General features: G+C 58.2%; 25 protein-coding genes and 2 tRNA genes. 12 read left to right on the top strand and 15 right to left on the bottom strand.

The features are described from left to right. Positions 1-9 precede the first annotated feature (9 nt). The 5 genes from KYE_RS22265 to KYE_RS18135 all read right to left on the bottom strand — a co-directional run bounded on the left by KYE_RS22265 (position 10) and on the right by KYE_RS18135 (position 4,475). On the bottom strand, positions 10-1,230 hold the full coding sequence (locus KYE_RS22265; protein ID WP_008176359.1) for a methyl-accepting chemotaxis protein: 1,221 nt from the start codon (positions 1,228-1,230) through the stop codon (positions 10-12). Positions 1,231-1,238: 8 nt separating this feature from the next. After that, positions 1,239-2,291, bottom strand: coding sequence for a lipoyl synthase (gene lipA, locus KYE_RS18150; protein ID WP_008176356.1), 1,053 nt, complete (start codon positions 2,289-2,291; stop codon positions 1,239-1,241). 129 nt (positions 2,292-2,420) lie between these two features. After that, positions 2,421-3,698, bottom strand: a complete 1,278-nt coding sequence (locus tag KYE_RS18145; protein ID WP_008176355.1) for an O-acetylhomoserine aminocarboxypropyltransferase/cysteine synthase family protein — start codon at positions 3,696-3,698, stop codon at positions 2,421-2,423. 1 nt (position 3,699) lies between these two features. Continuing rightward, positions 3,700-3,960, bottom strand: coding sequence for a hypothetical protein (locus KYE_RS18140; protein ID WP_008176354.1), 261 nt, complete (start codon positions 3,958-3,960; stop codon positions 3,700-3,702). An 80-nt stretch (positions 3,961-4,040) separates the two neighbouring features. Then, on the bottom strand, positions 4,041-4,475 hold the full coding sequence (locus KYE_RS18135; RefSeq protein WP_008176353.1) for a PACE efflux transporter: 435 nt from the start codon (positions 4,473-4,475) through the stop codon (positions 4,041-4,043). A gap of 305 nt (positions 4,476-4,780) precedes the next feature. On the opposite strand from KYE_RS18135, the gene KYE_RS18130 reads away from it, so the two are divergent. Then, a complete protein-coding gene (locus KYE_RS18130) occupies positions 4,781-5,557 on the top strand; it encodes a substrate-binding periplasmic protein (protein WP_008176352.1) in 777 nt (258 codons plus the stop codon). Positions 5,558-5,640: 83 nt separating this feature from the next. Here KYE_RS18130 and KYE_RS18125 read toward each other — a convergent pair. The 9 genes from KYE_RS18125 to KYE_RS18085 all read right to left on the bottom strand — a co-directional run bounded on the left by KYE_RS18125 (position 5,641) and on the right by KYE_RS18085 (position 12,707). After that, positions 5,641-5,717: transfer RNA gene (locus KYE_RS18125), tRNA-Met, on the bottom strand. 92 nt (positions 5,718-5,809) lie between these two features. After that, positions 5,810-6,901 carry a redox-regulated ATPase YchF gene (ychF, locus tag KYE_RS18120; RefSeq protein ID WP_008176351.1) on the bottom strand — a complete coding sequence of 364 codons (1,092 nt, stop codon included), beginning with the start codon at positions 6,899-6,901 and terminating at the stop codon, positions 5,810-5,812. 36 nt (positions 6,902-6,937) lie between these two features. Beyond that, positions 6,938-7,525, bottom strand: coding sequence for an aminoacyl-tRNA hydrolase (pth, locus tag KYE_RS18115; protein ID WP_008176350.1), 588 nt, complete (start codon positions 7,523-7,525; stop codon positions 6,938-6,940). A gap of 30 nt (positions 7,526-7,555) precedes the next feature. Next, entirely contained in the window at positions 7,556-8,206 is a 651-nt protein-coding gene (locus tag KYE_RS18110; protein WP_008176349.1) for a 50S ribosomal protein L25/general stress protein Ctc, read from the bottom strand. A 166-nt stretch (positions 8,207-8,372) separates the two neighbouring features. Beyond that, the gene (locus KYE_RS18105; protein ID WP_008176348.1) at positions 8,373-9,323 is read right to left on the bottom strand and encodes a ribose-phosphate diphosphokinase; all 951 of its coding nucleotides are present in this window, start codon (positions 9,321-9,323) and stop codon (positions 8,373-8,375) included. A gap of 52 nt (positions 9,324-9,375) precedes the next feature. Next, positions 9,376-9,450 (bottom strand) — tRNA-Gln (locus KYE_RS18100). A gap of 19 nt (positions 9,451-9,469) precedes the next feature. After that, positions 9,470-10,333 (bottom strand): 4-(cytidine 5'-diphospho)-2-C-methyl-D-erythritol kinase, encoded by an 864-nt coding sequence (ispE, locus tag KYE_RS18095; RefSeq protein WP_008176347.1) that lies wholly within the window; start codon positions 10,331-10,333, stop codon positions 9,470-9,472. Further along, complete coding sequence (lolB, locus tag KYE_RS18090) at positions 10,330-10,962, bottom strand: lipoprotein insertase outer membrane protein LolB (protein ID WP_008176346.1); 633 nt, start codon at positions 10,960-10,962, stop codon at positions 10,330-10,332. The genes ispE and lolB overlap by 4 nt, the downstream gene beginning before the upstream one ends. Continuing rightward, positions 10,959-12,707, bottom strand: coding sequence for a tetratricopeptide repeat protein (locus KYE_RS18085; RefSeq protein WP_008176345.1), 1,749 nt, complete (start codon positions 12,705-12,707; stop codon positions 10,959-10,961). Before KYE_RS18085 ends, lolB begins: the two co-directional genes overlap by 4 nt. 247 nt (positions 12,708-12,954) lie before the next feature. Between KYE_RS18085 and hemA the strand changes: the two genes are divergently transcribed. From hemA to KYE_RS18065, 4 genes are read left to right on the top strand one after another with little or no spacing between them, the layout of a single operon-like run. After that, positions 12,955-14,244: a glutamyl-tRNA reductase gene (gene hemA, locus KYE_RS18080; protein ID WP_008176344.1), complete on the top strand. Its 1,290-nt coding sequence runs from the start codon at positions 12,955-12,957 to the stop codon at positions 14,242-14,244. Beyond that, the gene (gene prfA / locus KYE_RS18075) at positions 14,241-15,329 is read left to right on the top strand and encodes a peptide chain release factor 1 (RefSeq protein ID WP_008176342.1); all 1,089 of its coding nucleotides are present in this window, start codon (positions 14,241-14,243) and stop codon (positions 15,327-15,329) included. Before hemA ends, prfA begins: the two co-directional genes overlap by 4 nt. Then, the gene (gene prmC / locus KYE_RS18070) at positions 15,319-16,170 is read left to right on the top strand and encodes a peptide chain release factor N(5)-glutamine methyltransferase (protein ID WP_008176340.1); all 852 of its coding nucleotides are present in this window, start codon (positions 15,319-15,321) and stop codon (positions 16,168-16,170) included. The genes prfA and prmC overlap by 11 nt, the downstream gene beginning before the upstream one ends. Before the next feature lie 14 nt (positions 16,171-16,184). After that, positions 16,185-16,931 (top strand): HesA/MoeB/ThiF family protein, encoded by a 747-nt coding sequence (locus KYE_RS18065; RefSeq protein ID WP_008176339.1) that lies wholly within the window; start codon positions 16,185-16,187, stop codon positions 16,929-16,931. A 184-nt stretch (positions 16,932-17,115) separates the two neighbouring features. On the opposite strand, the gene phrB is transcribed toward KYE_RS18065, so the two are convergent. After that, the gene (phrB, locus tag KYE_RS18060; RefSeq protein ID WP_008176338.1) at positions 17,116-18,519 is read right to left on the bottom strand and encodes a deoxyribodipyrimidine photo-lyase; all 1,404 of its coding nucleotides are present in this window, start codon (positions 18,517-18,519) and stop codon (positions 17,116-17,118) included. 165 nt (positions 18,520-18,684) lie between these two features. Between phrB and KYE_RS18055 the strand changes: the two genes are divergently transcribed. The 7 genes from KYE_RS18055 (at position 18,685) to KYE_RS18025 (ending at position 24,496) form a co-directional block, all read left to right on the top strand. Further along, positions 18,685-19,494 (top strand): hypothetical protein, encoded by an 810-nt coding sequence (locus KYE_RS18055; protein ID WP_008176336.1) that lies wholly within the window; start codon positions 18,685-18,687, stop codon positions 19,492-19,494. 51 nt (positions 19,495-19,545) lie between these two features. After that, a complete protein-coding gene (locus KYE_RS18050; RefSeq protein ID WP_008176333.1) occupies positions 19,546-20,406 on the top strand; it encodes a mechanosensitive ion channel family protein in 861 nt (286 codons plus the stop codon). Beyond that, positions 20,387-20,884: an ATP-dependent zinc protease gene (locus tag KYE_RS18045; protein ID WP_008176331.1), complete on the top strand. Its 498-nt coding sequence runs from the start codon at positions 20,387-20,389 to the stop codon at positions 20,882-20,884. Before KYE_RS18050 ends, KYE_RS18045 begins: the two co-directional genes overlap by 20 nt. Next, the gene (gene rimK / locus KYE_RS18040) at positions 20,881-21,786 is read left to right on the top strand and encodes a 30S ribosomal protein S6--L-glutamate ligase (RefSeq protein WP_008176329.1); all 906 of its coding nucleotides are present in this window, start codon (positions 20,881-20,883) and stop codon (positions 21,784-21,786) included. The genes KYE_RS18045 and rimK overlap by 4 nt, the downstream gene beginning before the upstream one ends. 3 nt (positions 21,787-21,789) lie before the next feature. Continuing rightward, entirely contained in the window at positions 21,790-22,854 is a 1,065-nt protein-coding gene (locus tag KYE_RS18035) for a succinylglutamate desuccinylase/aspartoacylase family protein (protein ID WP_008176327.1), read from the top strand. 14 nt (positions 22,855-22,868) lie between these two features. Then, entirely contained in the window at positions 22,869-23,294 is a 426-nt protein-coding gene (locus tag KYE_RS18030; protein WP_008176325.1) for a secondary thiamine-phosphate synthase enzyme YjbQ, read from the top strand. 224 nt (positions 23,295-23,518) lie between these two features. Beyond that, positions 23,519-24,496, top strand: coding sequence for a TAXI family TRAP transporter solute-binding subunit (locus KYE_RS18025; RefSeq protein ID WP_008176323.1), 978 nt, complete (start codon positions 23,519-23,521; stop codon positions 24,494-24,496). Positions 24,497-24,509 lie beyond the last annotated feature (13 nt).

Genomic DNA, 24,509 nt, shown 5'->3' with positions numbered 1-24,509 from the left:
CCATAAACCTCAGTGAACCGTGACCTTTGACGAGGCTTCTTCCAGGGAATCGATCAGCTTTTTCAGGCGGCGGCTCATATCCGCGCTCTCGGCAAGCTGGGTCACCATGTTCTGGGTGGTTTCGCGAATGCCCTGTACGTTGGCCAGCACGTCGTCGGTGCCCGCGGTCTGTTCCGCCGACACGTTGGCGATTTCCTGGTTGGTATGATCGATCCGGCTGACCACCTCGTTGATGGCTTCCAGGGCACGGCGGCCTTCTTCGGATTCCTCAACGCAGCGGGTGGCATCCTCGGAGCTGCCGGTCATCTGGTTCACGGCAGTATTCATGGCGTTGAGCAGGCGATCGATGGTGCCCTGAATCTGATCGGTGGAGTCCTGAACCCGCTGGGCCAGTTTACGCACTTCATCGGCCACCACGGCAAAGCCGCGGCCCTGTTCGCCGGCCCGGGCCGCCTCGATGGCGGCGTTCAGGGCCAGTAAATTGGTCTGTTCGGCAATACCCCGGATCTCGGTAATGGCGTGGCTGATTTCATGGCTGTTCTCGGCCAGGGCTTCGACGCTGCTGGCGGAATTGCGCACCACATCGGCGAGCTTGCGGATGCTGTCGGCACTCTGGCCGACACGGCTGCTGCCGTCGCGAGCTGCGTCGCTGGCCTCGTGGGACAGGGTCTTGGCAATTCCGGCCTGTTCGGCGATGCCAGTGAAGCTTTGCAGCATGGTTTCGATGACTTCCGCCGACCGGTCTGCGCCCTGCTGTTGGCGGCCCAGGTCATCCCGGCGGGCTTCGGCGGCCGAGGTTAGTTCCTCGACTTCCCGGTGCAGGCGTTCGATAGCTTCCTTCATGCTTCGGACCACGCCTACGGTGCGGTCTTGCATGGCATTGAAGGCACTCGCCATTTCGCCGATTTCGTCGGTGGAATCCACCACCGCCCTCTGGCTCAGATTGCCCGAGGCCTGGACATCGACCATGGTGTCTTTCAGGCGATTCACATGGCGTTCGATAAACGAGATCAGCAATTGTGAGCCGGCCATCTCGAGCACCATGAGCACCGCCACCACCAGCGCAAAGGCGGCCGCGGTATCAGCGAAGACCTGATCGAACGTCTTGCCGGTCTGCCCGGCAATGGTGTGCATGGCGTAAAGAACCAGCAAGCAGAGAACTGCAAAAACGACAATGTTCAGTAACCAGAATTTGTACTTCAGCCGGGCATTTCGCAGCAGTGTCAGCATGAATGTTCTCAGTCGATGGACTTCACCGGAATCTGCATGGCATTGGAGGCCTGGGGGACCTCGGGCACGGCGAGACCAAGATTGTTTTTATCGAATACCTTATCGGCCCGGTAGCTCGAGCGGACCATGGGGCCGGATGGCACTTCCATGAAGCCTTTCTCCAGGCCGATCTCCCGGTAACGGTTGAACTCTTCCGGGGTGACGTAGCGTTCCACCGGGAGGTGATTCGGGGTGGGGCGCAGGTACTGGCCCAGGGTGAGGATATCCACGCCGATGGCGCGCAGGTCGTCCATGGTTTCCAGGATTTCCTCTTCGGTTTCACCCAGGCCCAGCATCAGGCTGGTCTTGGTGAGCACATCCGGACGGTGTTTCTTGGCGTGTTCCAGAACCCGGAGCGTTTTTTCATAACCGGCCCGTGGATCACGGACCCGACTGGTCAGCCGTTTGACGGTTTCCACGTTCTGGGCGAAGACATCCAGCCCGGAATCCACAACCTTCTCGACCTCAGACATAACGGCATCAAAATCCGGCGTCAGTGCTTCAACAGCGACTTCGGGCGTGCGCTGTTTGATGGCAGAGACGCAAGCGGCATAGTGTGCAGCGCCGCCGTCGTCCAGGTCGTCACGGTCTACCGAGGTAAGCACAATATAACGAAGGCCCATCAGCTCTACGGACTTGGCCGTGTTCTCCGGCTCTTCATGGTCAAGCCAGCCTTTGGGGTTGCCGGTGTCCACCGCGCAGAATTTGCAGGCCCGGGTGCATACAGAGCCCATCACCATGATGGTGGCCGTGCCGGCCGTCCAGCACTCACCGATGTTGGGGCAATGGGATTCCTGGCAAACGGTGCTCAACCGGTGCTCGCTCACGTTCTTGCGCACCGCCTCATAGCGCTCGCCTCCGGGCATGCGTGCCCGCAGCCATTTGGGCTTCCGCTCAGGCTTCTCCGCTGTTGTGGCTTCCTGCTTTGTTGACCGCTTGACGCCGTCCTTGATGGCCGAGAAGCCATGCTCATTGCGGAATTTGGAACCACTGGTAATGCGGGTTTTTGCGCTTTCGCTCATTGCAACCGGACTCTCGATTCGGGCATGGGGAACACTAAAGAGTAATGGCCTGGCGGGGGAGTTACAAGACAGATAGGGGCAATCACGAGGGTGCCGGGCACGACATTGGTCGTACCCGGTTGACCGCTATCAGGCCTGGGCTTTGTCCAGGGCCTGGGTAATGTCGGCAATGATGTCGTCGACATGCTCGATACCGATGGACAGCCGCACCAGATCCTCGCTCACACCAGCGCTCTTCAGCTCTTCCGGGTTGAGCTGGCGGTGGGTGGTGGTCGCCGGGTGGCAGGCCAGGGACTTGGCGTCACCGATGTTCACCAGACGCAGGATCAATTCCAGGGCATCGATGAACTTTGCCCCGGCTTCCCGGCCACCCTTGATGCCGAAGCTCAGGATGCCGGACGCTTTCCCGCCGGAAATCTTCTCGCAGGTCGCCTTGTACGGGCTGTTGGCCAGGGTCGCGTAGTTGACCCATTCAACAGACGGGTGCTCCTGCAGGAAGTTCGCGACTTTCTCGGCGTTCTCGCAATGACGTTCCATGCGCAGCGCCAGGGTTTCCAGACCCTGCATGATCAGGAACGCATTGAACGGAGCAAGGGCGGCACCGGTGTTGCGCAGCGGAACCACTCGGCAGCGGCCGATGAAGGCAGCAGGGCCCAGGGCGTCTGTGTAGACCACGCCGTGGTAGGACGGATCCGGTTCGTTCAGCATCGGGAACTTGTCAGCACTGGCTTTCCAGTCGAACTTTCCGGAATCCACTACAACGCCTGCGACGGTGGTGCCGTGGCCACCGATGTACTTGGTGAGCGAGTGAATCACGATATCGGCGCCGTGCTCGATCGGGCGGCACAGGAACGGCGTGGCAACCGTGTTGTCCACCATCAGCGGGATGCCGTGTTTGTGCGCAATTTCGGCCCAGCGCTGGATATCGACCACGTTGCCCGCCGGGTTGCCGATGGACTCGCAGAACAGGGCGCGGGTGTTCTCATCAATAGCCTTTTCCACGGCATCGAAATCGTCATGGCGAACCATCTTGCACTCAATGCCCTGGTTCGGCAGCGAGTGCGCGAACAGGTTGTAGGTGCCGCCGTATAGCTGACTGGTGCTGACGATGTTGTTACCCACCTTGCAGATGGTCTGCAGCGCATAGGTGATGGCCGCCATGCCAGAGGCCACGGCCAGGGCGCCAACACCGCCTTCCAGTTCTGCCATCCGCTCTTCGAGAACCGCGTTGGTCGGGTTCATGATACGGGTGTAGATGTTGCCCTGAACCTTCAGGTCAAACAGATCGGCACCGTGCTGGGTGTCATCGAAGGTGTAGGACGTGGTCTGGTAGATCGGGGTGGTAGCGGCCCGGGTAGTGGGATCGCTTTTGAAGCCTGCGTGCAGCGCTAGGGTTTCCGGTTTCATGTCAACGGTCCTTGCTGGTGTGTTGTTCTTTATGGGTTTCAGCCCGTGAGTATGCCACAGAGTTTGTCTTTAGAGGATCGTCCCGCTCCCTCCTTGCAGACCTGAGATAGTCACTGATGGATGGGTAGAAGAATATCCCCAGGCAGACCCAAAAAACACTGATCGACAGGATGGCCGCCTTCACGCTCGCGCCGGCGAACCCAAGGGCAATGGGAACCAGAACAACGGCCAGGAACACGGTGAGCGCGTGGCGGGATTTCATAATGCGATACAGCCTTAAAACGCATTCGGGTGAAGCCTCTATCCTATCCGACTACTGCCCCCGGGATTGTCAAAGTTTGTTTAAGTGGCGTTGGATTTCTTGGCATCCGTGTCAGGAAATATTGTGTCGTAACACCAGGTGAATACGAACGCATACACCAGATAGAAGACTACGAACGCGATATCCACGATCAGCGCCTCAAGAAGACCGATGCCCATCCACCAGGCAATAATCGGCAGGAAAATCAGCATCAGACCCAGCTCGAAACTCACCGCGTGCAGGAAACGAACCCGCAGGGATTTCTGGGTTGAGCCCGTGAAGTGCTTCAGGCCGTGATCGAATCCCAGGTTGAACAAATAGTTCCAGATGGTCGCGATGGTGGCGCCAACCACACCAAGAACTCCGGTTCTTCCCATATCGAATCCGAACGTTACGGCAGCGAGGGGAACGGAAAGCAGGAGGCCGATAACCTCAAAGGAAATCGCCTGTCGAACTCTGTCTCTGGTTGATTTCATAGAATGTTTTGTACGGAGGCGGGTCGTCCCGCGTTCACTGCCCGGGAAGGGTGGGGTCGTCCCCAGAAGCTCAGGAGCCCGGCGCTTTCGCGACGGGCTTGCCAGAATACTGGTAGCAAGCGGCGGAGTCTAACCGCTGCCCGATAAAGACCACTAAGCAAAGGGCTGGAAAAGATGAGCACGGTGCCGATATGACAACTACTATAAAAAAAGCGCTTGGTGTTGTGTGTTAGTCAATGTCACGTTTTTTCGCTTAAATGCCTTAAAAGGTATGCACTGTATTCGCACGATTGGGGGGGTGAGGCATGCAAAGGCTCGTATGGCTCAAGCTTCTGCATTTCTTTTTGCTTCTGCTTTTCTCTCTATCTCTGTCTGCCGAGTCAAAACGCCACCATTTTGTTGGAGTCTTTGCCGATATAGAACGCGAAATTTCTGTAGAAAATGGAAAGCTCGTGGGTCGTTTTGCGCCTTATTATCGTTGTGTCTTTAGCCGCGTAGGCGGCGATTTCAGGTTCATTAATATGCCTTTGGCCCAGATACTTCGCCAACTGGAAAAGGGTGGTATTTCGGTTGGATTGCCCTTGATTCAAACGGCAGAAAGGGACAAGTATGCGGACTTTGGCGGTTCGCTGTTCCGATTAGAATATGTGTATCTCATGGCTCAGGATTTGCCGCCGCTAGAAACCATGACGGGGCTCAGGTTTGGATTTGTCCGCAAATTTGCTGGTTTACAGCTTTTAAAAGGTGATAGCCCTCGCGTAACTGATGTCTCTGATTGGGCGCAGGCGGTCGAAATGCTTCGGCTCGGTCGCGTGGATGTCGTGGTTCTGCCGCGGATCATGATGGACCTGTATATCGATGACTATCCGGGGCATTATTATGAACGGACAGCCGCCTGGATAGATTTGTCCATGTACATCTCTCATAGAGTAAAAGACAGCCGTCTCACGGAAGATTTCAGGGATGCAATCAGAACCTGCCGCTTGATTGGCGAGAAAAATCATGGTGCCTGGGATATTCACGGGAGACAGCGAGATCCAGAAGACGGACCTGGCGTCAGTGAATTTGCCAACCCTCAATAAGATTACAGCGCTCTGGGGCAGGGGACAAAAAGGGGAGATCCAACAAAAAAGGGTCACGACTCGCGTCGCAACCCTTTGAATCTTGGTAGCAAGGGGCGGAGTCGAACCGCCGACCCCAGCATTATGAGTGCTGTGCTCTAACCAACTGAGCTACCTTGCCATTTCGCTTTGGGCATCGCCCCAAACGAGGCGCGTATTTTCAGTATTTGGGCTCTTTCTGTCAAGGCTTAGGGCCCAGTTTTTCCTGAAAAATTACACGTTGAAGCGGAAGTGGATAACGTCGCCGTCTTTCACGATGTATTCCTTGCCTTCCAGGCGCCATTTTCCGGCATCCTTGGCCCCGGCTTCGCCGTTGTACTGAACGAAATCGTCGTAGCTCACCACTTCTGCCCGGATGAACCCGCGTTCGAAGTCGGTGTGGATCACGCCGGCGGCCTGAGGCGCTGTGGCGCCGATTTTTACGGTCCAGGCACGGACTTCTTTCACCCCGGCGGTAAAGTAGGTCTGCAGGCCCAGCAGGCCATAGCCCCCGCGAATTACCCGATCCAGGCCTGGCTCTTCCATGCCCATTTCTTCCAGGAACATCGATTTTTCATCGTCTTCCAGTTCGGAGATTTCTGCCTCTATCTTGTTGCAGATGGGCACAAGCGCGGCATTTTCCGACTCAGCGATCTGTCGCACGGTGTCCAGATGCGGGTTGTTCTGGAACCCGTCTTCGCTGACGTTGGCAATGTACATGGTCGGCTTCACGGTCAGCAGGCAGAGCTCTCGGATCAGGGCCATCTGGTCCTTGTCGAGGTTCATGCTGCGCACCGGTTTGCCCTCGTTCAGCACCGGCAGCAGCTTTTCAAAGATTTCGAGCTGAGCTTTCGCTTCCTTGTCACCGCTCTTGGCCACGCGCTGAACCCGCTTGATGGCTTTTTCAACGGTTTCCAGATCGGCGAGAGCCAGTTCGGTGTTAATGATTTCTATATCAGAAGCCGGATCAATCTTGTTGGCAACGTGAATGACGTTGTCGTCCTCGAAGCAGCGCACCACATGGGCAATGGCGTCGGTCTGGCGGATATTGGCCAGAAACTGGTTGCCCAGGCCCTCGCCTTTCGAAGCACCTTCTACAAGGCCTGCGATATCCACGAACTCCATGGTGGTTGCCACCACCTTTTCCGGCTTAACGATCTCGGCAAGTTTGTTGAGGCGCGGGTCGGGCATGGCGACAACACCAGCGTTGGGTTCGATGGTGCAGAACGGGAAGTTCTCTGCGCCAATGCCGGATTTGGTCAGTGCGTTGAACAGGGTGGATTTGCCGACGTTGGGAAGGCCGACGATGCCGCAGTTAAATCCCATGGAATGCCTCTGCTGGTACTGGAAAATTTGGGCGGATTATACCGGTTTGAAACTGTGCAGGCGATTCATGGCGGCGGGAAGCTTGCCGCTGGCTGCATCCGGTAATACCCGCATGATTTCGTCGATCACTGCGTTCAGTTCCTCGGTCTCCTGTTTGCCCAGGCGGCCGAGCACGTAGCCGGTTACCCTGCGGCTGTCGCCGGGGTGCCCGATTCCGATGCGCAGTCTCTGAAAATCGTTGGTGCCCAGGTGGGCGATGGTGTCGCGAAGGCCGTTATGTCCACCGTGGCCGCCGCCTTTCTTGAGCTTGGCGGTACCCGGGGGCAGATCGAGTTCGTCGTGGGCAATCAGAATCTGTTGGGGCTGAATCTTGAAGAAGTCTGCCAGCGCCTTGATGGCCAGGCCGCTGCGATTCATAAAGGTGGTGGGATTCAGGAGGTGCAGGTCGAGGCCCTGCCACTGAATGCGGGCGTAGAGCCCGTGGTACTTCTTTTCGGGGCGGAGCGTCTGGCCCGCAGCGCGGGCCAGAGCTTCGACGAAGAGAGCGCCGGCGTTATGGCGGGTATTCTCGTAGTCAGCGCCGGGGTTTCCCAGACCAACCACCATGACAATATCCTGCGCCATTCGCCGCTGCCCTCCTCAGAACAGGAGTGATTACTCCTTGTCTTCGCCGCCTTCTTCGCTTTCTCCGCCTTCTTCGGCTTCATCATCAGCCTTCGCGCCGCGCGGCTTGTGGATAGCCACAACCGGCAGGTCATGATCCTCACCCTGGAGCAGGGCGGCAATCTTGACGTCTTTCGGCAGCTTCAGATCGCTCAGGTGAACTACCTGGTCCATCTCGACACTGGTCATGTCGACTTCGATGAATTCGGGCAGGTTCTGCGGCAGACAGATCACTTCAACTTCGTTGATCTGGTGGTTCGCTACGCCGCCGTGGAGCTTGATAGCCGGTGCGGTGTCTTCGTTGATGAAGTGCAGCGGTACGTTGACGTGGATCTCGTGGTCCTTGTCAACACGCAGGAAGTCAGCGTGGGTCAGGATCGGCTTGTACGGGTGACGCTGCAGATCCTTCAGGATCACGCTTTCTTTCTTGCCGTTCAGCTCAACGGTCAGAACGTGGGAGAAGAATGCTTCGTTCTCCAGGGCTTTCTTCAGCTCGTTGTGCCAGATGGCAATCGGAGTTGCATCCTTGTTGCCACCATAGATGATGGCCGGGATTTTCCGTTCCTCACGACGCAGGCGGCGGCTCGCACCTCTCCCCTGATCGTCACGAGGAAATGCTTCGATAACAAATTCCTGAGACATGGTAATAACCTCAATCGTCACCTGAACTGCCCGCGACCAGGCGTAGGATCAGGTGATGTTTCTGAAAAGCCGGATTTTTCCGGCTGACTAAAAGAGTCGGGAGCCTGTGTAGGCTCCCGACCCGGTAACTGCTTGTAATGCCTTGATATTACGACCGAAAGGTCACTCAGGCATTCTCGAACATGGCGCTGATGGACTCTTCGTTGCTCACGCGACGAATCGACTCCGCAAGCAGCCCGGCCATTCCGAGGACGCGGATTCTATCACAATTATGCGCTTTGTCACCCAGCGGGATGGTATCGCAGACCACAAGTTCGTCCAGCTGTGAGGCATTGATGTTATCAATGGCCGGGCCGGAGAGAACCGGGTGGGTGATGTAGGCAACCACGCGGGCCGCGCCGTGTTCTTTCAGGGCGTTGGCCGCTTTGCACAGCGTGCCGGCGGTATCGATGATGTCGTCCACCAGGATGCAGGTCTTGTCTTTGACATCACCGATGATGTGCATCACCTGGGACACGTTCGCTTTCGGGCGACGCTTGTCGATGATGGCAAGGTCGGCGTCGTCCAGGCGCTTGGCCACGGCACGGGCGCGAACCACGCCGCCAACGTCCGGAGATACCACGACAAAGTTCTCGAAACGCTGCTTGAAGATGTCTTCGAGCATGACCGGTGTGGCGTAGATGTTGTCCACCGGAATATCGAAGAAGCCCTGGATCTGGTCGGCGTGCAGGTCGACGGTCAGAACCCGGTCAACGCCGATGCTGGAAATCATGTCTGCGACCACCTTGGCGCTGATGGCCACACGGGTAGAGCGTACCCGGCGATCCTGGCGCGCGTATCCGTAATAGGGGATAACGGCGGTGACCCGTGTAGCGGAAGCACGGCGAAGTGCGTCGGCCATCACGATCAGTTCCATCAGGTTATCGTTGGTGGGGTAGCAGGTCGGCTGGATGATGAACACATCATGGCCGCGGACATTCTCATTGATCTCGACGGTGGTTTCCCCGTCGCTGAAACGGCCTACAGTGGCCTGACCCATGGGAATGTGGAGTTTGCGGGCAATCGCCTGAGCCAGTTCAGGGTTGGCGTTGCCAGCGAAGATCATCAGTTTGGACACGACGGCATCCTTCTCAGTATCGGCGTTTGATTCAGAAGAAGCGGGAGAAAGGTGGCTGGGGTGGCAGGATTCGAACCTGCGCATGACGGGATCAAAACCCGTTGCCTTACCACTTGGCGACACCCCAGTATCGTGCTTTTTTGGCATCATTTCAGCTCTGTTAGCTTTTTGTGTAGAGGTGATTTGTTCACCCCTTTAGCTACGAACCCAGTGACGCCGGAGGGTTTGCTTTCCCAGATGATCCGGGCTGCGGATTCTGTCGGGAAACGTCCAAATATGCAAGCCCCGGTTCCGGTTAATCTTGCAGGTCCGAATTGTGAAAGCCATTCCAGGCTCTGGTTAACCTCAGGATACAGTTTTCGAACTACATCCTCACAGTCGTTTCGGTACCTCGAGGCGTCTCCCTCAAAAGCGGGCGCTATTTTGATTCTCGGGGTGTTCCTTGTCAACCCTTGCTCGGAAAAAATCTTGCCAGTGTTTATGTTGCAGCCGGGCTTGAGGACAACGAACCAGTCTTCCGGCGGATTTGTGTTGGTCAGTGTTTCACCAACTCCCTCGCCAAAGGCGGCATGGCCCCGGACAAATACCGGAACATCGGCGCCCAGGCCGAGGCCGATTCCGGCAAGCTCATCGGTGCTCAAGTCGAGCTGCCAGAGATGGTTCAGGCCCAGCAGAGTGGTTGCAGCATTGGAGCTGCCGCCGCCCAGGCCGCCGCCCATGGGCAGCCGTTTGGTGATGCCAATGGTGACCCCGGGCAAGTCGCCTCCAACTCTCTCAAGGAGTGCTCTGGCCGCGCGCACGATGAGATTGTCCTCGTCGTCGACACCAGGAACAGGCTCCGCGAGCCTCACCCCCGGCTCGCCGGGTGTCAGGGTGAAGCTCAGTTCGTCGCCGTAGTCCAGAAACTGGAACAGTGTCTGAAGCTCGTGATAGCCATCATCCCTGCGCCCGACAATGTGCAGGAACAGGTTCAGCTTGGCCGGTGAGGGCAGTATCAGGTCAGGTATCACTCGGGCTGCTCCTGCCAGTCGCTGACCACCAGGCGCACCCGCTTGTCGTCCTTGAGCGCGGTAATCCGGGCGGGCAGCGCAGGGTAAGCAGAGAGGAAGGCCTGCCAGCGGTCGTAGCGGATTTCCCAGCCGTTCTGGCGGATTATGGCCAGGGTGCCCTGATTATCAAACAGCAGGCGATAGTCGCTGGCGGGGGATGGCAGGCCCCGAATCCACCAGGTCAGATTCTCCAGTGGCAGCTGCCAGCCCGTGGCCGCCTCGACCAGCGCTTCCGGTTCGCCCGAGCGGTAAGTTTCGCCGCTCGGCAGGGTCAACTCGATAAACCCGGGAACCCCTTTGAGTGTTGTGCTGCCCATACCGAGGAACGATGAGGAGAGGGCAAGATCGTAGGCTTCGCCATCCTGAATCCAGTGATTGATGATGGCGCTTCCGCTGTCGGATGGCTGGCGTACGGCCAGCTTCCCGGACAGCTTCCAGTGGTCGAGTTTGTCGAGATTGACTGCGCGAGTGGTCCAGTCAGCCGGAGGCTGGTCTGTCATGCCCTCCGGCAATGGATCGATCTGGATCGTAGTGCAGGCGCCGAGGGTGGCAAGCATCGTCAGTGCGGCCAGAATTCGCGCCAGTCTCATTCGGTGTCACCACCATTGGTCAGCCGATCGATGGTTTCTCTGAGCACTTCGTGATTGCTGTCCTGTTCGAGGCCTTCCTGCCAGATGATTCTGGCCTGTTCTTCGGCTCCGTTCATCCATAGCGCCTCACCATAGTGAGCGGCAACTTCCGGATCGGGGAAGGCGGCCCAGGCACGGGAGAGGTACTCTAGCGCCGGCTCGAGCTGGCCTTCGAGGAACAGGACCCAGCCCATGCTATCGAGAATGGCCGGATTGTTCGGGTCCAGCCGCAGAGCTTTCTCGATATAGCCGCGGGCTTCTCTGAGTCTGTCTGTCCGAGTGGTCAGGATGTAGCCCAGGGCATTCAGGGCAACGGCGTTTTCCGGTTCCTGTTCGATAATCTGCTTCAGGTCGGCTTCGGCGTCGGCAGGCCGTCCGATGCCATCGTAGAGCATGGCCCGGGCGTACCGGATCTCGATATTGTCCGGATGTTCTTCCAGGGCTTCCGTGGCGGTGCTCAGGGCCTGCTGTTGTTGTTCCTGATCCAGCAGCAGGTTCACCTCCAGCAGCCAGAAGTTCTCTGCCTGGCGGGGATTGGCTTCGCGCAGCCTGCGAATGCGGTCAATGGCGTCCTCAAGCTGTCCATTCTCGGCCAGCAGAGAGCTGGCGCGGGCCAGGGCCGGGAAGTAGTAATTGCCCTGTTCCACGCTCTGGTAATAGCCAATGGCCTGCTCGGTATTGCTTGCCTGGTCTTCAATGCGGCCCAGGTAGTAGTTGGCTTCGCTGGTATGGTGGCCCTGTTCGGCCAGTTGTGTCAGTTCTTGCCGGGCCAGGTCGGTCTGCCCATTTTCAAGAGCGACCAGTGCATGAGAGAGTCGCAGGCCCGGCGTGTCCGGGTACCGCTTTACGAGGCGATTGAATTCATCCTGGGCAGCCTGCAATTCACCTTCATTTATAAGCATGCGGCCGTAAAGGGTGCCCATCTGTCGGTTGCCCGGAAAGCGGCGGGTGTTGGTCAGCAGGTAATCCAGGGCGCTGCTTTTCTGACCGGTCTGGTAGAGCAGGTCGCCCTTGAGAATGATAGCCGGCTGGAAGTTTGCGTTTTCCTGCAGCAGTGGTTCGAGCCTGTCCAGGGCTTGCTGTGGCTGCCCGGTTACTTTCAACAGGAGCGCAATGCTGTATTCCAGTTCCGGGGTGTCGGGGTGGCGGTCCGACATCTCATTATAAAGGGCGAGCAGTTCCTGCTGTTGCTCTGGCGGCAGATTGGCTGCCATAGCGGCAAGGCTGTCGAAGTCAGCATCACCGCCCTGATCCATGATCCGTTCCATGTGATGGATGGCAGTTTGGAGGTCGTTTCCCTTTACGGCCTGGATCGCAGAAATCCGGTGGGCCTGGAGATTATCCGGGTCGATGTCCAGCCACAGCTCGGCGAGCTGTTTCTGGGCGTTATCGCCGTTCAGGGATTGGGCGATTCGCATCGCCCGCTCGATCACCACCTGGTCTCGGGACTGTTTGGCAGCCTTAAGGTAGTTAACCAGGGTAATGTCATAGCGTCCGCGCTGGGCTGCAATTTCGGCAGATAGAAGCAAATAGAGGGTTTCGGGCTCAAAATCGGCGTATTCAACCGGCGGTTGTGGTTCTGTCTTTTCCCCAGCGGCGACGGTTTCGCTCTTGGCAGGCGCTTCCTCTGTGCCGGTGAGGCTGGCACAACCTGCCAGCGTGAGGCCAAGCAGGCAGGTAAACAGAAACGGTACGGATTTGTGCATGCAACTTCCCATGATCTGTCGAAAACGCATCTGAAATAACCACGCTCCAGCCCCGGAATTGAGGTAGATCGGGTCGCGGCCTCAGCCGAATCCCTATAATGGCATAAGCACCTGATCTTGCCCAACCTGTCCGCACTTGCCGAAGCTGCGGTGGTTTTGGGTGGCAGCTCAGGCCGCTGGCCGTTAAAATGTCCAGTAATTGCGCGTATCTAAACCGCTCATCGGCAAAAGGTTGTACAACCACGAAATGGCACTGGTAACGCTGGGAATCAATCATCGCACGGCCCCCGTAGAACTACGGGAGCGAGTGGCGTTTACGCCCGAGCGTATGGCGGAGGCGTTCGCCGAGCTGCGTGCGACGTCAGGCGCCACCGAGGCGGCGATACTGTCTACCTGTAACCGGACCGAGCTGTACCTGGCCGGCGATGATGACTGCGCACCCATGGTGCTTCGCTGGATGGCCGGCTTCCATGGAATGGACGCCGCGGAACTGGAAGAAGCGCTGTACGTGCACCGCGATGGCGATGCCGTCAGGCACATGATGCGAGTGGCCGCCGGCCTGGACTCCATGGTGCTTGGCGAGCCACAGATCCTCGGGCAATTGAAGGATGCCTATTCGCTGGCCAGGGAACACGGCGCCAGCGGCTCGTTCCTCTCCCGATTGTTTGAACATACCTTCTCGGTCGCCAAACGAGTGCGGACCCAGACTGCCATCGGTGAAAATCCCGTTTCTGTTGCCTATGCCGCGGTGAGCATGGCGCACCACATATTTGCCGACATGTCCCGCAACAAGGCCCTGTTGATCGGTGCCGGCAAAACCATCGAACTGGTGGCCCGGCACCTTGCGGATGCCGGCGTGAAAGACTTCCTGGTGGCCAACCGTACCCTTGAGCGGGCACAGGCACTGGCAGAATCCCGTGGTGGCAAGGGCATTGTGCTGTCCGAGATTCCGGAACATCTTGCCGATGTCGACATTATTATTTCTTCAACGGCAAGCCCATTGCCGATCCTTGGTAAAGGTGCCGTTGAGCGAGCCCTGAAGAAACGCAAACACCGCCCCTATTTCATGGTGGATATTGCCGTGCCCCGGGATATTGAGCCGGAGGTGGCCTCGCTGGATGACGTGTATCTCTACACGGTGGACGACCTGCGCCAGGTTATCGAAGAAAATATCCGCTCTCGTGAGGGTGCGGCCCGGGAGGCCGAGAATCTGGTGGCGTCCGGGGTTCAGGATTTTCTGAACCAGCTAAGGGCGCTGGATGCGGTGTCCACGCTCAAGCAGTTCCGTCAGCGTGCCGAAGTGCTGCGCGATGCGGAGACCGAGAAAGCCCTGCGCGCCCTGCGCAATGGCACAGATCCTGAAACCGTGCTGCGCAGTATGGCACGCGGCCTCACCAACAAACTCCTGCACGAGCCCTCTGTGCAGGTTCGCAAGGCCACCACAGAAGGTCGCACCGAGGTGACAGAGTGGCTGCGTGAGTTGCACCAGCTGGATGCACTGGACGCGGACACGACGACAACCCCGGAAAAACTATGAAGCCATCGATCCAATCCCGCCTCGAGCAGCTTTCTGACCGCTTCGAGGAAGTCAGCGCATTGCTTAGTGATTCTTCCATTATCTCCCAGCAGGACAAGTTCCGGGACCTCTCTCGGGAGTTCGCCGAGATTGAGCCCATTGTTCATTGTTTCCAGGCCTGGCAGCACTCTCTGGATGACATCGAGGCTGCGCGCGAACTGGCGAAAGACGGCGACGCCGACATGCGGGAGATGGCCGAGGAAGAACTGCAACTTGCCGAGCAGAAGAGCGAGGAGCTCGATGAAGAGCTCCAGCGCCTGATGCTGCCGAAAGACCCGAACGACGGCAAGAACGTATTTCTGGAGATTCGCGCCGGCACCGGTGGTGACGAAGCTGCCATTTTTGCCGGCGACCTGTTCCGGATGTATCTGCGCTATGCCGAGCGCCGGCGCTGGCAAGTGGAGGTCCTGAGCGAGAGCGAAGGCGAGCACGGCGGCTTCAAGGAACTGATTGCGCGCGTGGCCGGTGACGGAGTGTATGGTGCCCTGAAATTCGAGTCTGGTGCTCACCGGGTGCAGCGTGTTCCGGAAACCGAATCCCAGGGCCGGATCCATACCTCCGCCTGTACTGTGGCGGTGATGCCCGAGGCCGATGAGGCCGAGGCCATCGAGCTCAACAAGGCGGATCTGCGGGTAGACACGTTTCGTGCGTCAGGTGCTGGCGGCCAGCACGTGAACAAGACCGATTCGGCGATCCGGATAACGCATTTGCCAACGGGCATTGTGGTGGAATGCCAGGAAGAGCGTTCCCAGCACAAGAACCGCGCCAAGGCGTTGAGCCTGCTGGCCTCTCGGCTTCAGAATGCCGAGACCGAGCGGCAGCAAAAGTCCATGGCCGAGACCCGCAAGAGCCTGGTGGGCAGTGGCGACCGGTCCGAACGGATCCGTACGTACAACTTTCCCCAGGGGCGGGTGACGGATCATCGGATCAACCTCACCCTTTACAAGCTCGACGAAGTCATTGCCGGTGACCTGGACGCCGTCGTCGTGCCTCTGCAGCAGGAGCACCAGGCCGAGCTGCTCGCCTCTCTCGCCGATGACCAGTAAACCCTCACTGACCTGCGAAGCCCTTCTGAAGGAGGCATCCAGCCGAATTGAAAGTGATTCGCCGAGGCTGGATGCCGAGCTGCTGCTTAGCAACATTACGGGGCTTAGCCGAACCAGTTTCCGGGCCTGGCCGGAGCGGGAAGTGACCAATGCTCACGCTGAGGCCTTTGAGGCGCTTGTGCAGGAGCGCGTGGCCGGCAGGCCTGTGGCACATTTGTTGGGGCATCAGGAATTCTGGTCACTGCCGCTGAAAGTCAGTGCCTCCACCCTGATTCCAAGACCGGATACCGAATGCCTGGTGGAAGTTGCTCTTGCTTTGCCGCTACCACCGCAAGCCAGTGTGCTGGATCTGGGAACAGGGACGGGCGCCATTGCCTTGGCTCTCGCCAGTGAGCACGTGGGCTGGCGAATATCTGCCTGTGATGCCGAGCCCGAGGCAGTGGCACTGGCCCGTGAAAACGCCGTTGCCCTTGGCCTGAACCTTTCCGTGGTCCAGAGTTCCTGGTTTTTGGGGCTGGAGCCAGAGAGGTTTGATCTGATTGTCTCCAATCCACCCTATATCCCCGATAGCGACCGCCACCTTGAGGAAGGGGACGTTCGATTCGAACCTGCCTCGGCCCTGGTATCCGGGAGCGATGGCCTGGATGATCTGCGGCTGATTATCAGCCAGGCGCCGGACTGGCTGGTTGAAGGCGGCTGGCTTCTGGTTGAGCATGGTTTCGATCAGGCAGAGGCCGTGGCACAGTTGTTTCACACTCGCGGGTTTAAAGCCGTTGAGACCCGGCAGGATTATGGCAACCGGGATCGGATGACACTCGGACAATGGTCTTCGGGTGCCTAAAAGTGGAGATGCAGATGCTCAGTGACGACGAATTATTGCGCTACAGCCGGCAGATCCTGATGCCCCGGTTCGATATTGCCGGCCAGGAAAAGCTGCAGTCGGCCAGGGTTCTTGTGATCGGTGCCGGCGGCCTGGGGTGTCCTGTCGCTTTGTATCTGGGCGCCGCAGGTGTCGGGACCCTGACCCTGGTGGATGACGATAATATCGAACTGGCCAACCTTCAGCGCCAGATCGGTTTTGAAACCTCGCAGCTGGGTGAATCCAAAGCGGAAAGCCTTGCCGATCGGATGCGTCGGATCAACCCGCTGGTGTCCGTTATCGCCCTGAATCAGCGCCTCGAAGGTGAGGCTCTGACGCGGAAGGTCGCGGAGGCAACCCTGGTGGTGGATTGCACGGATAACTTCAACACCCGGTTTGCGCTGAACCGTGCCTGTGTGGCGTCGAAAGTGCCGCTGGTGTCCGGTGCGGCTATTCGGGGCGAGGGACAGGTTTCGGTTTACGACAGCCGGCGGGAGGAAAGCCCCTGTTACCATTGTCTTTATCCGGAACAGGGCAATGAGGATCTGACCTGTTCCGAGGCGGGCGTGATTGCGCCTCTGGTCGGGATGATCGGGGCGACTCAGGCCATGGAGGCCATCAAGATGATTTCCGGGGTTGGCTCTCCTCTGGTGGGGCGATTGCTGATTCTGGATGCCTGGGAGATGCAGTGGCGGGAGATGAAGCTGGCTCGGGACCCTGATTGCCCGGTCTGTTCTGGCTGACTTTGGTGCCGGCGGGCTTGGGAGCTTTCGGGCTGCAGTGCCGGGGATGGCCTTCCCAAAACACGCTCCTTGCGGCACATCCCTGTGGCGCTTGGGCTCCGCCATCCATGGCTCCGCACAGTTTTGGGAAGGCCATCCCCGGCACTGCGTCAGAGCCTCGGAGTAGCCTGCCTCGTTGTGTACCTCAGTTTTTCAATTCCTGAAATTTTGCGATCGCCTCTTTCCTGCTCTCTTTGAGATCAACGATCTGCCGTGGATATCCTTTCGGAATAACACCACCTTTCGCCCCCGGATCATGAATCCGTTTGCTGTCCAGTTTGGCCAGTTCAGGAATCCACTCCCGGATAAAGTCGCCTTTGGGGTCGAAACGTTCGCTCTGGGTGACCGGGTTAAAGACCCGGAAGTAGGGGGCGGCGTCTGTGCCGGTGGAGGCGCTCCACTGCCAGCCGCCGTTGTTGGAGGCCAGGAAGCCGTCGATCAGTTTTGACATGAAGTAGGCTTCGCCCAGGCGCCAGTCGATGAACAGGTTTTTGGTGAGGTACATGGCGGTGATCATGCGTAGGCGGTTGTGCATCCAGCCGGTCCGGTTGAGTTGGCGCATGGCGGCGTCGACGATGGGGACGCCGGTGTTGCCGGTTTTCCAGGCTTCGAACCTGTCGCCCGGGGTATTCCACTCAAGAGTTTCGGTTTCCGGTTTGAAGGCGCGGTGCATGCTCACTCTGGGGAAGTGGTACAGGATGTTGATGTAGAAATCCCGCCAGGCGATTTCGGTGATCCAGGTTCCCAGGCCTTCCTGGTTGCCGCCGGCGCCCTGCGCCTGTCGGCCGGCTATCAGGCATTGCCGGCCAGAGAGAACACCGTTGGCGAGATAAGGGGATATCTGGCTGGTGCCATCGATGGCGGGGAAGTCACGCTTTTCCTTGTACGCACCGCCGCGTTTTTCGAGGAAGCGCTCGAGCTGGTCGTGGGCGGCATCTTCACCGGTTGCAACGAGGGGCTCGGGGGCGTCTCGAAAGGCTTCGGGTATGGAGTCAATCTGTTCCGGGCTTACGGCGTTACCCCTGGCTTTGGGCGTTGGGAAGAGACCCGGATGGGTTTCTTCTATCCAGCTGCGCCAGCGTCTCGAAAACGGTGTGAATACGGAGTAGGGGTCATTCTGTTGGGTGAGGATCTCGCCTACTGGTGCAACTGTCTGGTCGCGGTATTTGCGAACGGCAATGCCGAGTTGATCAAAGCGGTGTTTCAACGCCTTGTCGCGCTTGCGCTCGTTAACGCCGTACTCCTCGTTAAAGTGCAGCGCTGTCACCCCGTGCTCTTCGCAGTGGCTCTCGAGTTTGCCAAGGCTGTCGTCGAAGCGTTTTGCCTGAATAAAGGACAGCGGTATACCCAGCTTGGCCAGCTCTTCGGCCAGGGCGTTGGCGTGGGCGACGACGAATTGCACCCGGGCCGGCGACCAATCGTGTTCCTGCCATTGGTCCGGGGTGAGAATAAAACAGGCTCGCACCTCTTCGCTGCTTTCGCAGGCGGCTGTGAGGGCGGGGTTGTCGGCAACCCGGAGATCGTTTCGGAACCAGACCAGTTGTGTCATCCGTAATCCATAGTTGTCTGAGGGATTGATGTAAGTGTAATTACAGCCCGGTGTATCAATAAAATCACCAACTTGGATATTCGCCCGGGCTGGCTGATTGGATTATAGTTAGGATACTTTTACAGCAATTCAGCCGGCCGATCCTCAAGGAGTTCTGTGGCAGGAATGGAGAACAACAGCGAAGGTCGCCGTGACGGCGTTTGGGCCCAGCCTTATTCACTGGCTTCCGGCCAGACCCAGCATCATCAACTGGGTCATATTCGTTTGTGGGTGACTCTGTTGGACCAGGAATGGCAGATTCGTTCAGAAACGCTGGAACTGGATACGGATCCGGCCAGCTGGACAGAAACCATCGGCCACACTCTGCCTTCGGCGTCTGTGCCGCTGCAGCGTTTCATTCGGGAAAACCAGTCGTCGACCGTGACATTCCTGCCGGCACTCGCAAACATGCCTACCGTGATTCGTCCTTTCCAGCCCCTGACGATTCCCGCCGGCGGCCGTTGCACAATCTACGTGGGCACGCTGGTCTGGATGAAGGTCTGTGCCGGCGACAAGCAAACCGTGTTGACGGAAATTCCCCTGGCGTCGCCTTCGATGACCTGGGTGGGCAGAAATACCATGGAGGGCGAGCTTTGTTATACCTCTCATAGTTTTGCCCGTCTTGTGCTTGAGGCGGTGCCGAAACGCCCCTGGCGAGCCGTCACGCCGGTGACGCTGATCAACCGGCGGGATGAGCCCCTGCTGCTTGAGCGCTTCAGTCTGCCCACGCCGTTGCTGTCATTGCACCAGAACGATCGGGGCCAGCTCTGGACGCCGGGGGTAACCGTTGAAGTTGAGACCGACATGAATTCAGCGAGTCTGCATGTGGAACAGTCGTTGCTGGCCGCAGCGGGCACCTGCCGGCCGGTGGCGGATGCTCGTGAAAAAATGGCCCGCGGCCGGCTTGTCCGGGCGTTTGACCGGATGTTTGGCTGAAACGGATCTGATGGAGTCGACGCTTTGCTGGAAACAATGCAAACAGGCGTAATGCAGTTTTTTACCGATATTGCCTGGGGGCAGTGGATCAGTTCCGCCTTTCTTGTTGTGTTGGGGCTGTTCCTCGGGTCTCTGGCGGCCCGCAGTGTCGGCCGTTTCATGGCGCAGCGCACCTCCCGCCATCATACCGTCATGGTTCGGCGGCTGGTGTTTTACGTCATCGTGGTGCTGTTTTTTGTGGCGGCCCTGCGGGAGGCCGGGTTCTCTCTGGATGTGGTGCTCGGCGCTGCCGGTATCCTCACCGTTGCCATTGGTTTTGCTTCTCAGACCTCGGCGTCGAACATGATCAGCGGCCTGTTTCTGCTGGTGGAAAAACCCTTTGAAATCGGTGACTTCATTGAGGTAGACGCGACCATCGGGGAAGTCGTCGGCATTGATATGCTGAGCGTGAAGTTACGCACGCCGGACAACCTGTACGTGCGGATTCCCAATGAAACCCTGATCAAGACAAGGGTGGTCAACCGTTCCCGGTTTCCGATACGCCGGCTCGACCTGACGGTGGGGATTGCCTACGCTGAAGATGTAGAGCGGGTGGAAAGTCTGCTTCTGAATCTGGCAGAAAAGAATCCGGTCTGTCTCGAAGAACCCAAGCCCTTCACTTTGGTGACAGCGTTTGGCCCATCCTCGGTCGATCTGCAGTTCTCTTACTGGGTGCCGAAGGAAAAGGTGCTTGAAGGGAGAAGCGGCATGATGGTCGCGATCAAGAAAACCCTGGATCGGGAAGGCATTGAAATTCCGTTCCCCCACACCAGCGTTTATGCGGGTAGCCATTCAGAGCCGTTCCGTGTTCAGCTGTTGGGGCCGGAAAAAATCACTGAAAAGGATCTCCCGGATGTCGACAAAGACAGCTGAAGTTATCAAAACCATCCCACCGACCCCCGCCGAGAGTAAGATGAGTCTTGGCTGGCGGGAATGGGTGGCGCTGCCGGACCTGGATATCAGCCGTATCAAGGCGAAAATCGATACCGGAGCCAGAACTTCCTGTCTCCACACGTTCCGCACTGAACCCTACACGGAAAACGGTGAACGGCGCGTGCGCTTCTGGGTTCATCCGGTACAGAACGATCTTCACCAGGTGGTGGAGTGTGACGCCAGGGTGCTGGATGAGCGGAACGTGTCTGATTCCGGCGGCCACAAGGAAATGCGCCTGGTCATCGAGACCACGCTGCTGATTGGCGGCCAGAAATGGCCCATTGAAATGACATTGACCAACCGAGATTCCATGCGGTTCCGGATGTTGCTTGGCCGTACCGCTATGTCAGGGCGCTCAGTGATCTATCCCGAAGCTTCCTATCTTGCCGGCGAGCCGGCCTTAAGGACTGAAAAATGAAAATAGCGGTACTGTCACGAAACCGTCACCTCTACTCGACCCGCCGTCTGGTGGAAGAGGGCATTAATCGTGGCCACGAAGTGAAGGTGATTGACTGCCTTCACTGTTCGATGAATATCACCTCGGCCAATCCACAGATCCACTACCACGAGGAGGTCCTTGAGGATTTCGATGTGGTGATTCCGCGGATCGGTGCATCGGTGACGTTTTACGGAACGGCAGTATTGCGCCAGTTCGAGATGATGGGCGTGTTTCCGGTGAATGAATCAGTGGCTATCAGCCGTTCCCGGGATAAGCTCCGCTCGCTGCAACTGCTGGCCCGTAAGGGTGTGGGAATGCCGATTACCGGTTTCGCGAACAAGCCGGACAACGTTCCGGAGTTGCTTCAGATGGTGGGCGGGGCGCCGGTGGTGATCAAGCTGCTGCAGGGTACCCAGGGCATCGGCGTGGTGCTGGCAGAAACCCGCAAGGCCGCGGAGAGTGTTATTGAAGCCTTCATGGGCCTGAAAGCGGATATTCTCGTGCAGGAATTCATCAAGGAAGCCGGCGGTGCCGATATCCGTTGCTTTGTGATCGGCGACAAGGTGATCGCGGCCATGAAGCGTCAGGGTGCCGAAGGCGAATTCCGTTCGAACCTGCACCGGGGCGGCACTGCCTCCCTCATACGCATCACCCCCCAAGAGCGCAGCACGGCCATCAAGGCCGCCAAAGCCATGGGTCTGAACGTTGCCGGTGTTGACCTGCTCCGCTCCAGCAGGGGGCCTCTGGTAATGGAGGTGAATTCGTCGCCTGGCCTTGAGGGCATCGAGAACGCCACCGGCAAGAACGTTGCCGGCATGATCATTAACTGGACCGAAAAGAATCAGAAGCCCTGGAAGACCCGGACCAAGGGGAGAGGCTAAAGCATGGCTCGTGCCCCCTATGAAATTGCCGGGACCCAGGTAAAGGCCGGAACCCGGCAAACCGTGGAAGTTCCGGTCGCCAAGCTGTACACCCATACGCCGCTGCACATTCCCGTTGAGGTTGTGCACGGCCGGCGAAGTGGCCCGGTATTGATGGTGTGTGGTGCCATTCACGGTGACGAGATCAACGGTGTTGAGATCGTTCGTCGGGTGCTCACCAATTCGGCGTTGAGGCACCTTCGGGGCACGTTGGTTGCGGTGCCTATCGTGAACATTTTCGGGTTCGTGCAGCGCACCCGATACCTGCCTGACCGGCGGGATCTGAACCGCTGTTTTCCCGGCAGTGAAAGTGGCTCCCTGGGCGGGCGTATTGCCTACCTGCTGCGCACCCAGATTATGGAGCGGGTGACCCACATTATCGATTTGCACACGGGTGCAGTTCATCGATTCAACCTGCCGCAAATCCGTGCCGAGCTGAAAAATCCGGAAACCGTGCGCATGGCCGAGGCCTTTGGTGCCCCGATCATAATCAATTCGGGGCTCCGAGAGGGAAGCCTCCGGGCCTACGCTGATTCACAGGACATTCCGGTGATCACCTTCGAAGGCGGAGAAGCTCTGCGATTTGATGACGTGGTGATCGGCAGCGGTGTGAAAGGGGTTATCCGGGTGATGCGTGAACTCGAAATGATCCCGGCGAAGAAGGGGCCCAAGGCACCGAGAAAACGGTCTGAAACCGCGGCCAATTCCCAATGGGTGCGGGCGGATATCGATGGGATCATGAGGCCTGTCGCCCGGCTGGGCCAGAAGGTTCGCAAAGGCCAGAGGCTGGCCATGGTGGCGGATCCCTTCGGCGAATCGGAAACCGCGGTGGTGTCACCCTGCTCAGGTATCGTGATCTGCGTGAATAATCTGCCACTGGTGAACGAGGGTGAGGCAATCTACCACGTCGCCCGATTTGACGAGCTCAGCGAGGCGGAAAAAGCGATGGATTATTTCCGCAGCAGCTACGAGGGCGATGTCGGCGACGATGTGGTTCCCGTGCACCCCTGGGATGACCGGCAGAAATAATCGAGAGGGCTGTCATGATCTGGGATCAGTCGTTTATCGAGTTGGCGCCGCTGCCGCGGGGTTTTCATCTGGTCACCAATGAAATCCTTGCCCAGGCGCCGGACCTGACCAACTGCGAAGTCGGCTTGCTGCACTTGTTCATCCAGCATACCTCCGCTTCGCTGGCGGTGAACGAGAACGCCGATCCGGATGTGCGGGGCGACCTGGAACGCCATTTCAACGTCATGGTGCCGGAGAATGCGCCGCACTATGAGCACGTTATGGAAGGGCCCGACGACATGCCGGCTCATATCAAAAGCATCCTGATCGGCCCCTCGCTGACCCTCCCGGTCAGCCATGGTCGCCTGGCACTTGGAACCTGGCAGGGACTTTATCTCTGTGAGCATCGGGATCGAGCCGGTAGTCGTCGTATTGTGGCGACTCTTCAGGGTCGCTGGTAGCCAGAACCCGAAACGCCCTACGTGTCGGGATTCACCCATCTGCTCTTTCCGATGGGTGGATTTCCACCCATTTTCCAGCGCCTGACCTTGCTCTGATTCTAGTAAGGCCCTGTTTTTCCGAATTAATCGAGATCTGGTCTGCTCCTTGCTGATTGGGTTACCCACCGGAGCTGTTAGAGCTTCGTTGAGCACCCAACAAACAAAATGAATCGGGAGCATTCCTTATGAAAACCCAAGCCGTAATGGCGGTGGCCTTTGCCTCCACCTTCGCAGTCGCAACCCCCGCAACAGCCCAGGATCGTTCGGACTGGCCAAGCAACTTCACCGTTGGTACCGCCAGTCAGGGTGGAACCTATTTTGCCTACGGTTCCGGTTGGGCGAACTTTGTGGCTGAAAACCTGGGCGTTTCCGGTGGTGCCGAGATCACCGGCGGACCGGTTCAGAATATGGCGCTGGTGCACACCGGCGACCTGAAGTTTGGCCTGACCACCATGGGCCCGGCTCGGGAATCCATGGACGGTAACAGCCCGCTTGCGCCGGGCATGAAGATGGACAACGTCTGCGCCATGTTCCCGATGTACGAAACACCGTTCTCGGTGACCGCGCTATCCAGCTCTGGCATTACTTCCATCGCCGATATCCCTGATGGCGCCACGATCGGTTTTGGTCCGGCGGGCTCCACCTCGGACACCTACTTTCCGCGCATGATGGAGACCCTGGGTGTGAACTTCGAACGCCGCAACGGCAGCTGGTCTGATCTGGGCGGTCAGCTTCAGGATGGACTGATTGATGTGGTTGCCTTCGCCGCCGGTATTCCCATTCCTGCGGTCAGCCAGCTGGAAGTGCAAACCGACGTGAACATCATCGGTATGAACGATGCCGAGGCCGAGACCATTATCAGCAACTTCCCGGTGTCCGAGTTCATCATTCCGGCGTCCACCTACCAGTCCCTGGATGCGCCTTCCCGCGTGGTATCCATGTGGAACTTCGCGATGGTCAACTGTGATGTATCTGAAAGCTTCGTGTATGAAATCACCAAGCTGACCATGGAGAACAACGACAAGATGGTCTCCATTCACAAGGCGGCCCGTAACTCGGTACCCGAGAACTACACAAAGAACAACGTCCTGCCCTGGCACCCGGGCGCTGCGCGTTGGTTCAACGAGAATGGTTACCCGATCGAAGACAGCCAGATCAAGTAACAGTGCTCGAGCA

It is taken from the genome of Marinobacter manganoxydans MnI7-9 (assembly GCF_000235625.1).
Classification (GTDB): Bacteria; Pseudomonadota; Gammaproteobacteria; order Pseudomonadales; family Oleiphilaceae; genus Marinobacter; species Marinobacter manganoxydans.
This window is presented reverse-complemented; position numbering and strand designations above follow the sequence as displayed.

What these genes read in the sequence shown, in the direction of transcription:
- KYE_RS18025 (WP_008176323.1), top strand. Translation starts at nt 23,519, where the DNA reads ATGAAAACCCAAGCCGTAATGGCGGTGGCCTTTGCCTCCACCTTCGCA.
- KYE_RS18065 (WP_008176339.1), top strand. Translation starts at nt 16,185, where the DNA reads ATGCTCAGTGACGACGAATTATTGCGCTACAGCCGGCAGATCCTGATG.
- KYE_RS18085 (WP_008176345.1), bottom strand. Translation starts at nt 12,707, where the DNA reads ATGCACAAATCCGTACCGTTTCTGTTTACCTGCCTGCTTGGCCTCACG.
- lipA (WP_008176356.1), bottom strand. Translation starts at nt 2,291, where the DNA reads ATGAGCGAAAGCGCAAAAACCCGCATTACCAGTGGTTCCAAATTCCGC.
- KYE_RS18050 (WP_008176333.1), top strand. Translation starts at nt 19,546, where the DNA reads ATGCAGTTTTTTACCGATATTGCCTGGGGGCAGTGGATCAGTTCCGCC.
- KYE_RS18030 (WP_008176325.1), top strand. Translation starts at nt 22,869, where the DNA reads ATGATCTGGGATCAGTCGTTTATCGAGTTGGCGCCGCTGCCGCGGGGT.
- pth (WP_008176350.1), bottom strand. Translation starts at nt 7,525, where the DNA reads ATGGCGCAGGATATTGTCATGGTGGTTGGTCTGGGAAACCCCGGCGCT.
- KYE_RS18055 (WP_008176336.1), top strand. Translation starts at nt 18,685, where the DNA reads ATGGAGAACAACAGCGAAGGTCGCCGTGACGGCGTTTGGGCCCAGCCT.
- KYE_RS18045 (WP_008176331.1), top strand. Translation starts at nt 20,387, where the DNA reads ATGTCGACAAAGACAGCTGAAGTTATCAAAACCATCCCACCGACCCCC.
- KYE_RS18145 (WP_008176355.1), bottom strand. Translation starts at nt 3,698, where the DNA reads ATGAAACCGGAAACCCTAGCGCTGCACGCAGGCTTCAAAAGCGATCCC.
- phrB (WP_008176338.1), bottom strand. Translation starts at nt 18,519, where the DNA reads ATGACACAACTGGTCTGGTTCCGAAACGATCTCCGGGTTGCCGACAAC.
- hemA (WP_008176344.1), top strand. Translation starts at nt 12,955, where the DNA reads ATGGCACTGGTAACGCTGGGAATCAATCATCGCACGGCCCCCGTAGAA.
- KYE_RS18135 (WP_008176353.1), bottom strand. Translation starts at nt 4,475, where the DNA reads ATGAAATCAACCAGAGACAGAGTTCGACAGGCGATTTCCTTTGAGGTT.
- KYE_RS18130 (WP_008176352.1), top strand. Translation starts at nt 4,781, where the DNA reads ATGCAAAGGCTCGTATGGCTCAAGCTTCTGCATTTCTTTTTGCTTCTG.
- KYE_RS18140 (WP_008176354.1), bottom strand. Translation starts at nt 3,960, where the DNA reads ATGAAATCCCGCCACGCGCTCACCGTGTTCCTGGCCGTTGTTCTGGTT.
- rimK (WP_008176329.1), top strand. Translation starts at nt 20,881, where the DNA reads ATGAAAATAGCGGTACTGTCACGAAACCGTCACCTCTACTCGACCCGC.
- KYE_RS22265 (WP_008176359.1), bottom strand. Translation starts at nt 1,230, where the DNA reads ATGCTGACACTGCTGCGAAATGCCCGGCTGAAGTACAAATTCTGGTTA.
- prmC (WP_008176340.1), top strand. Translation starts at nt 15,319, where the DNA reads ATGACCAGTAAACCCTCACTGACCTGCGAAGCCCTTCTGAAGGAGGCA.
- KYE_RS18035 (WP_008176327.1), top strand. Translation starts at nt 21,790, where the DNA reads ATGGCTCGTGCCCCCTATGAAATTGCCGGGACCCAGGTAAAGGCCGGA.
- KYE_RS18110 (WP_008176349.1), bottom strand. Translation starts at nt 8,206, where the DNA reads ATGTCTCAGGAATTTGTTATCGAAGCATTTCCTCGTGACGATCAGGGG.
- prfA (WP_008176342.1), top strand. Translation starts at nt 14,241, where the DNA reads ATGAAGCCATCGATCCAATCCCGCCTCGAGCAGCTTTCTGACCGCTTC.
- ychF (WP_008176351.1), bottom strand. Translation starts at nt 6,901, where the DNA reads ATGGGATTTAACTGCGGCATCGTCGGCCTTCCCAACGTCGGCAAATCC.
- lolB (WP_008176346.1), bottom strand. Translation starts at nt 10,962, where the DNA reads ATGAGACTGGCGCGAATTCTGGCCGCACTGACGATGCTTGCCACCCTC.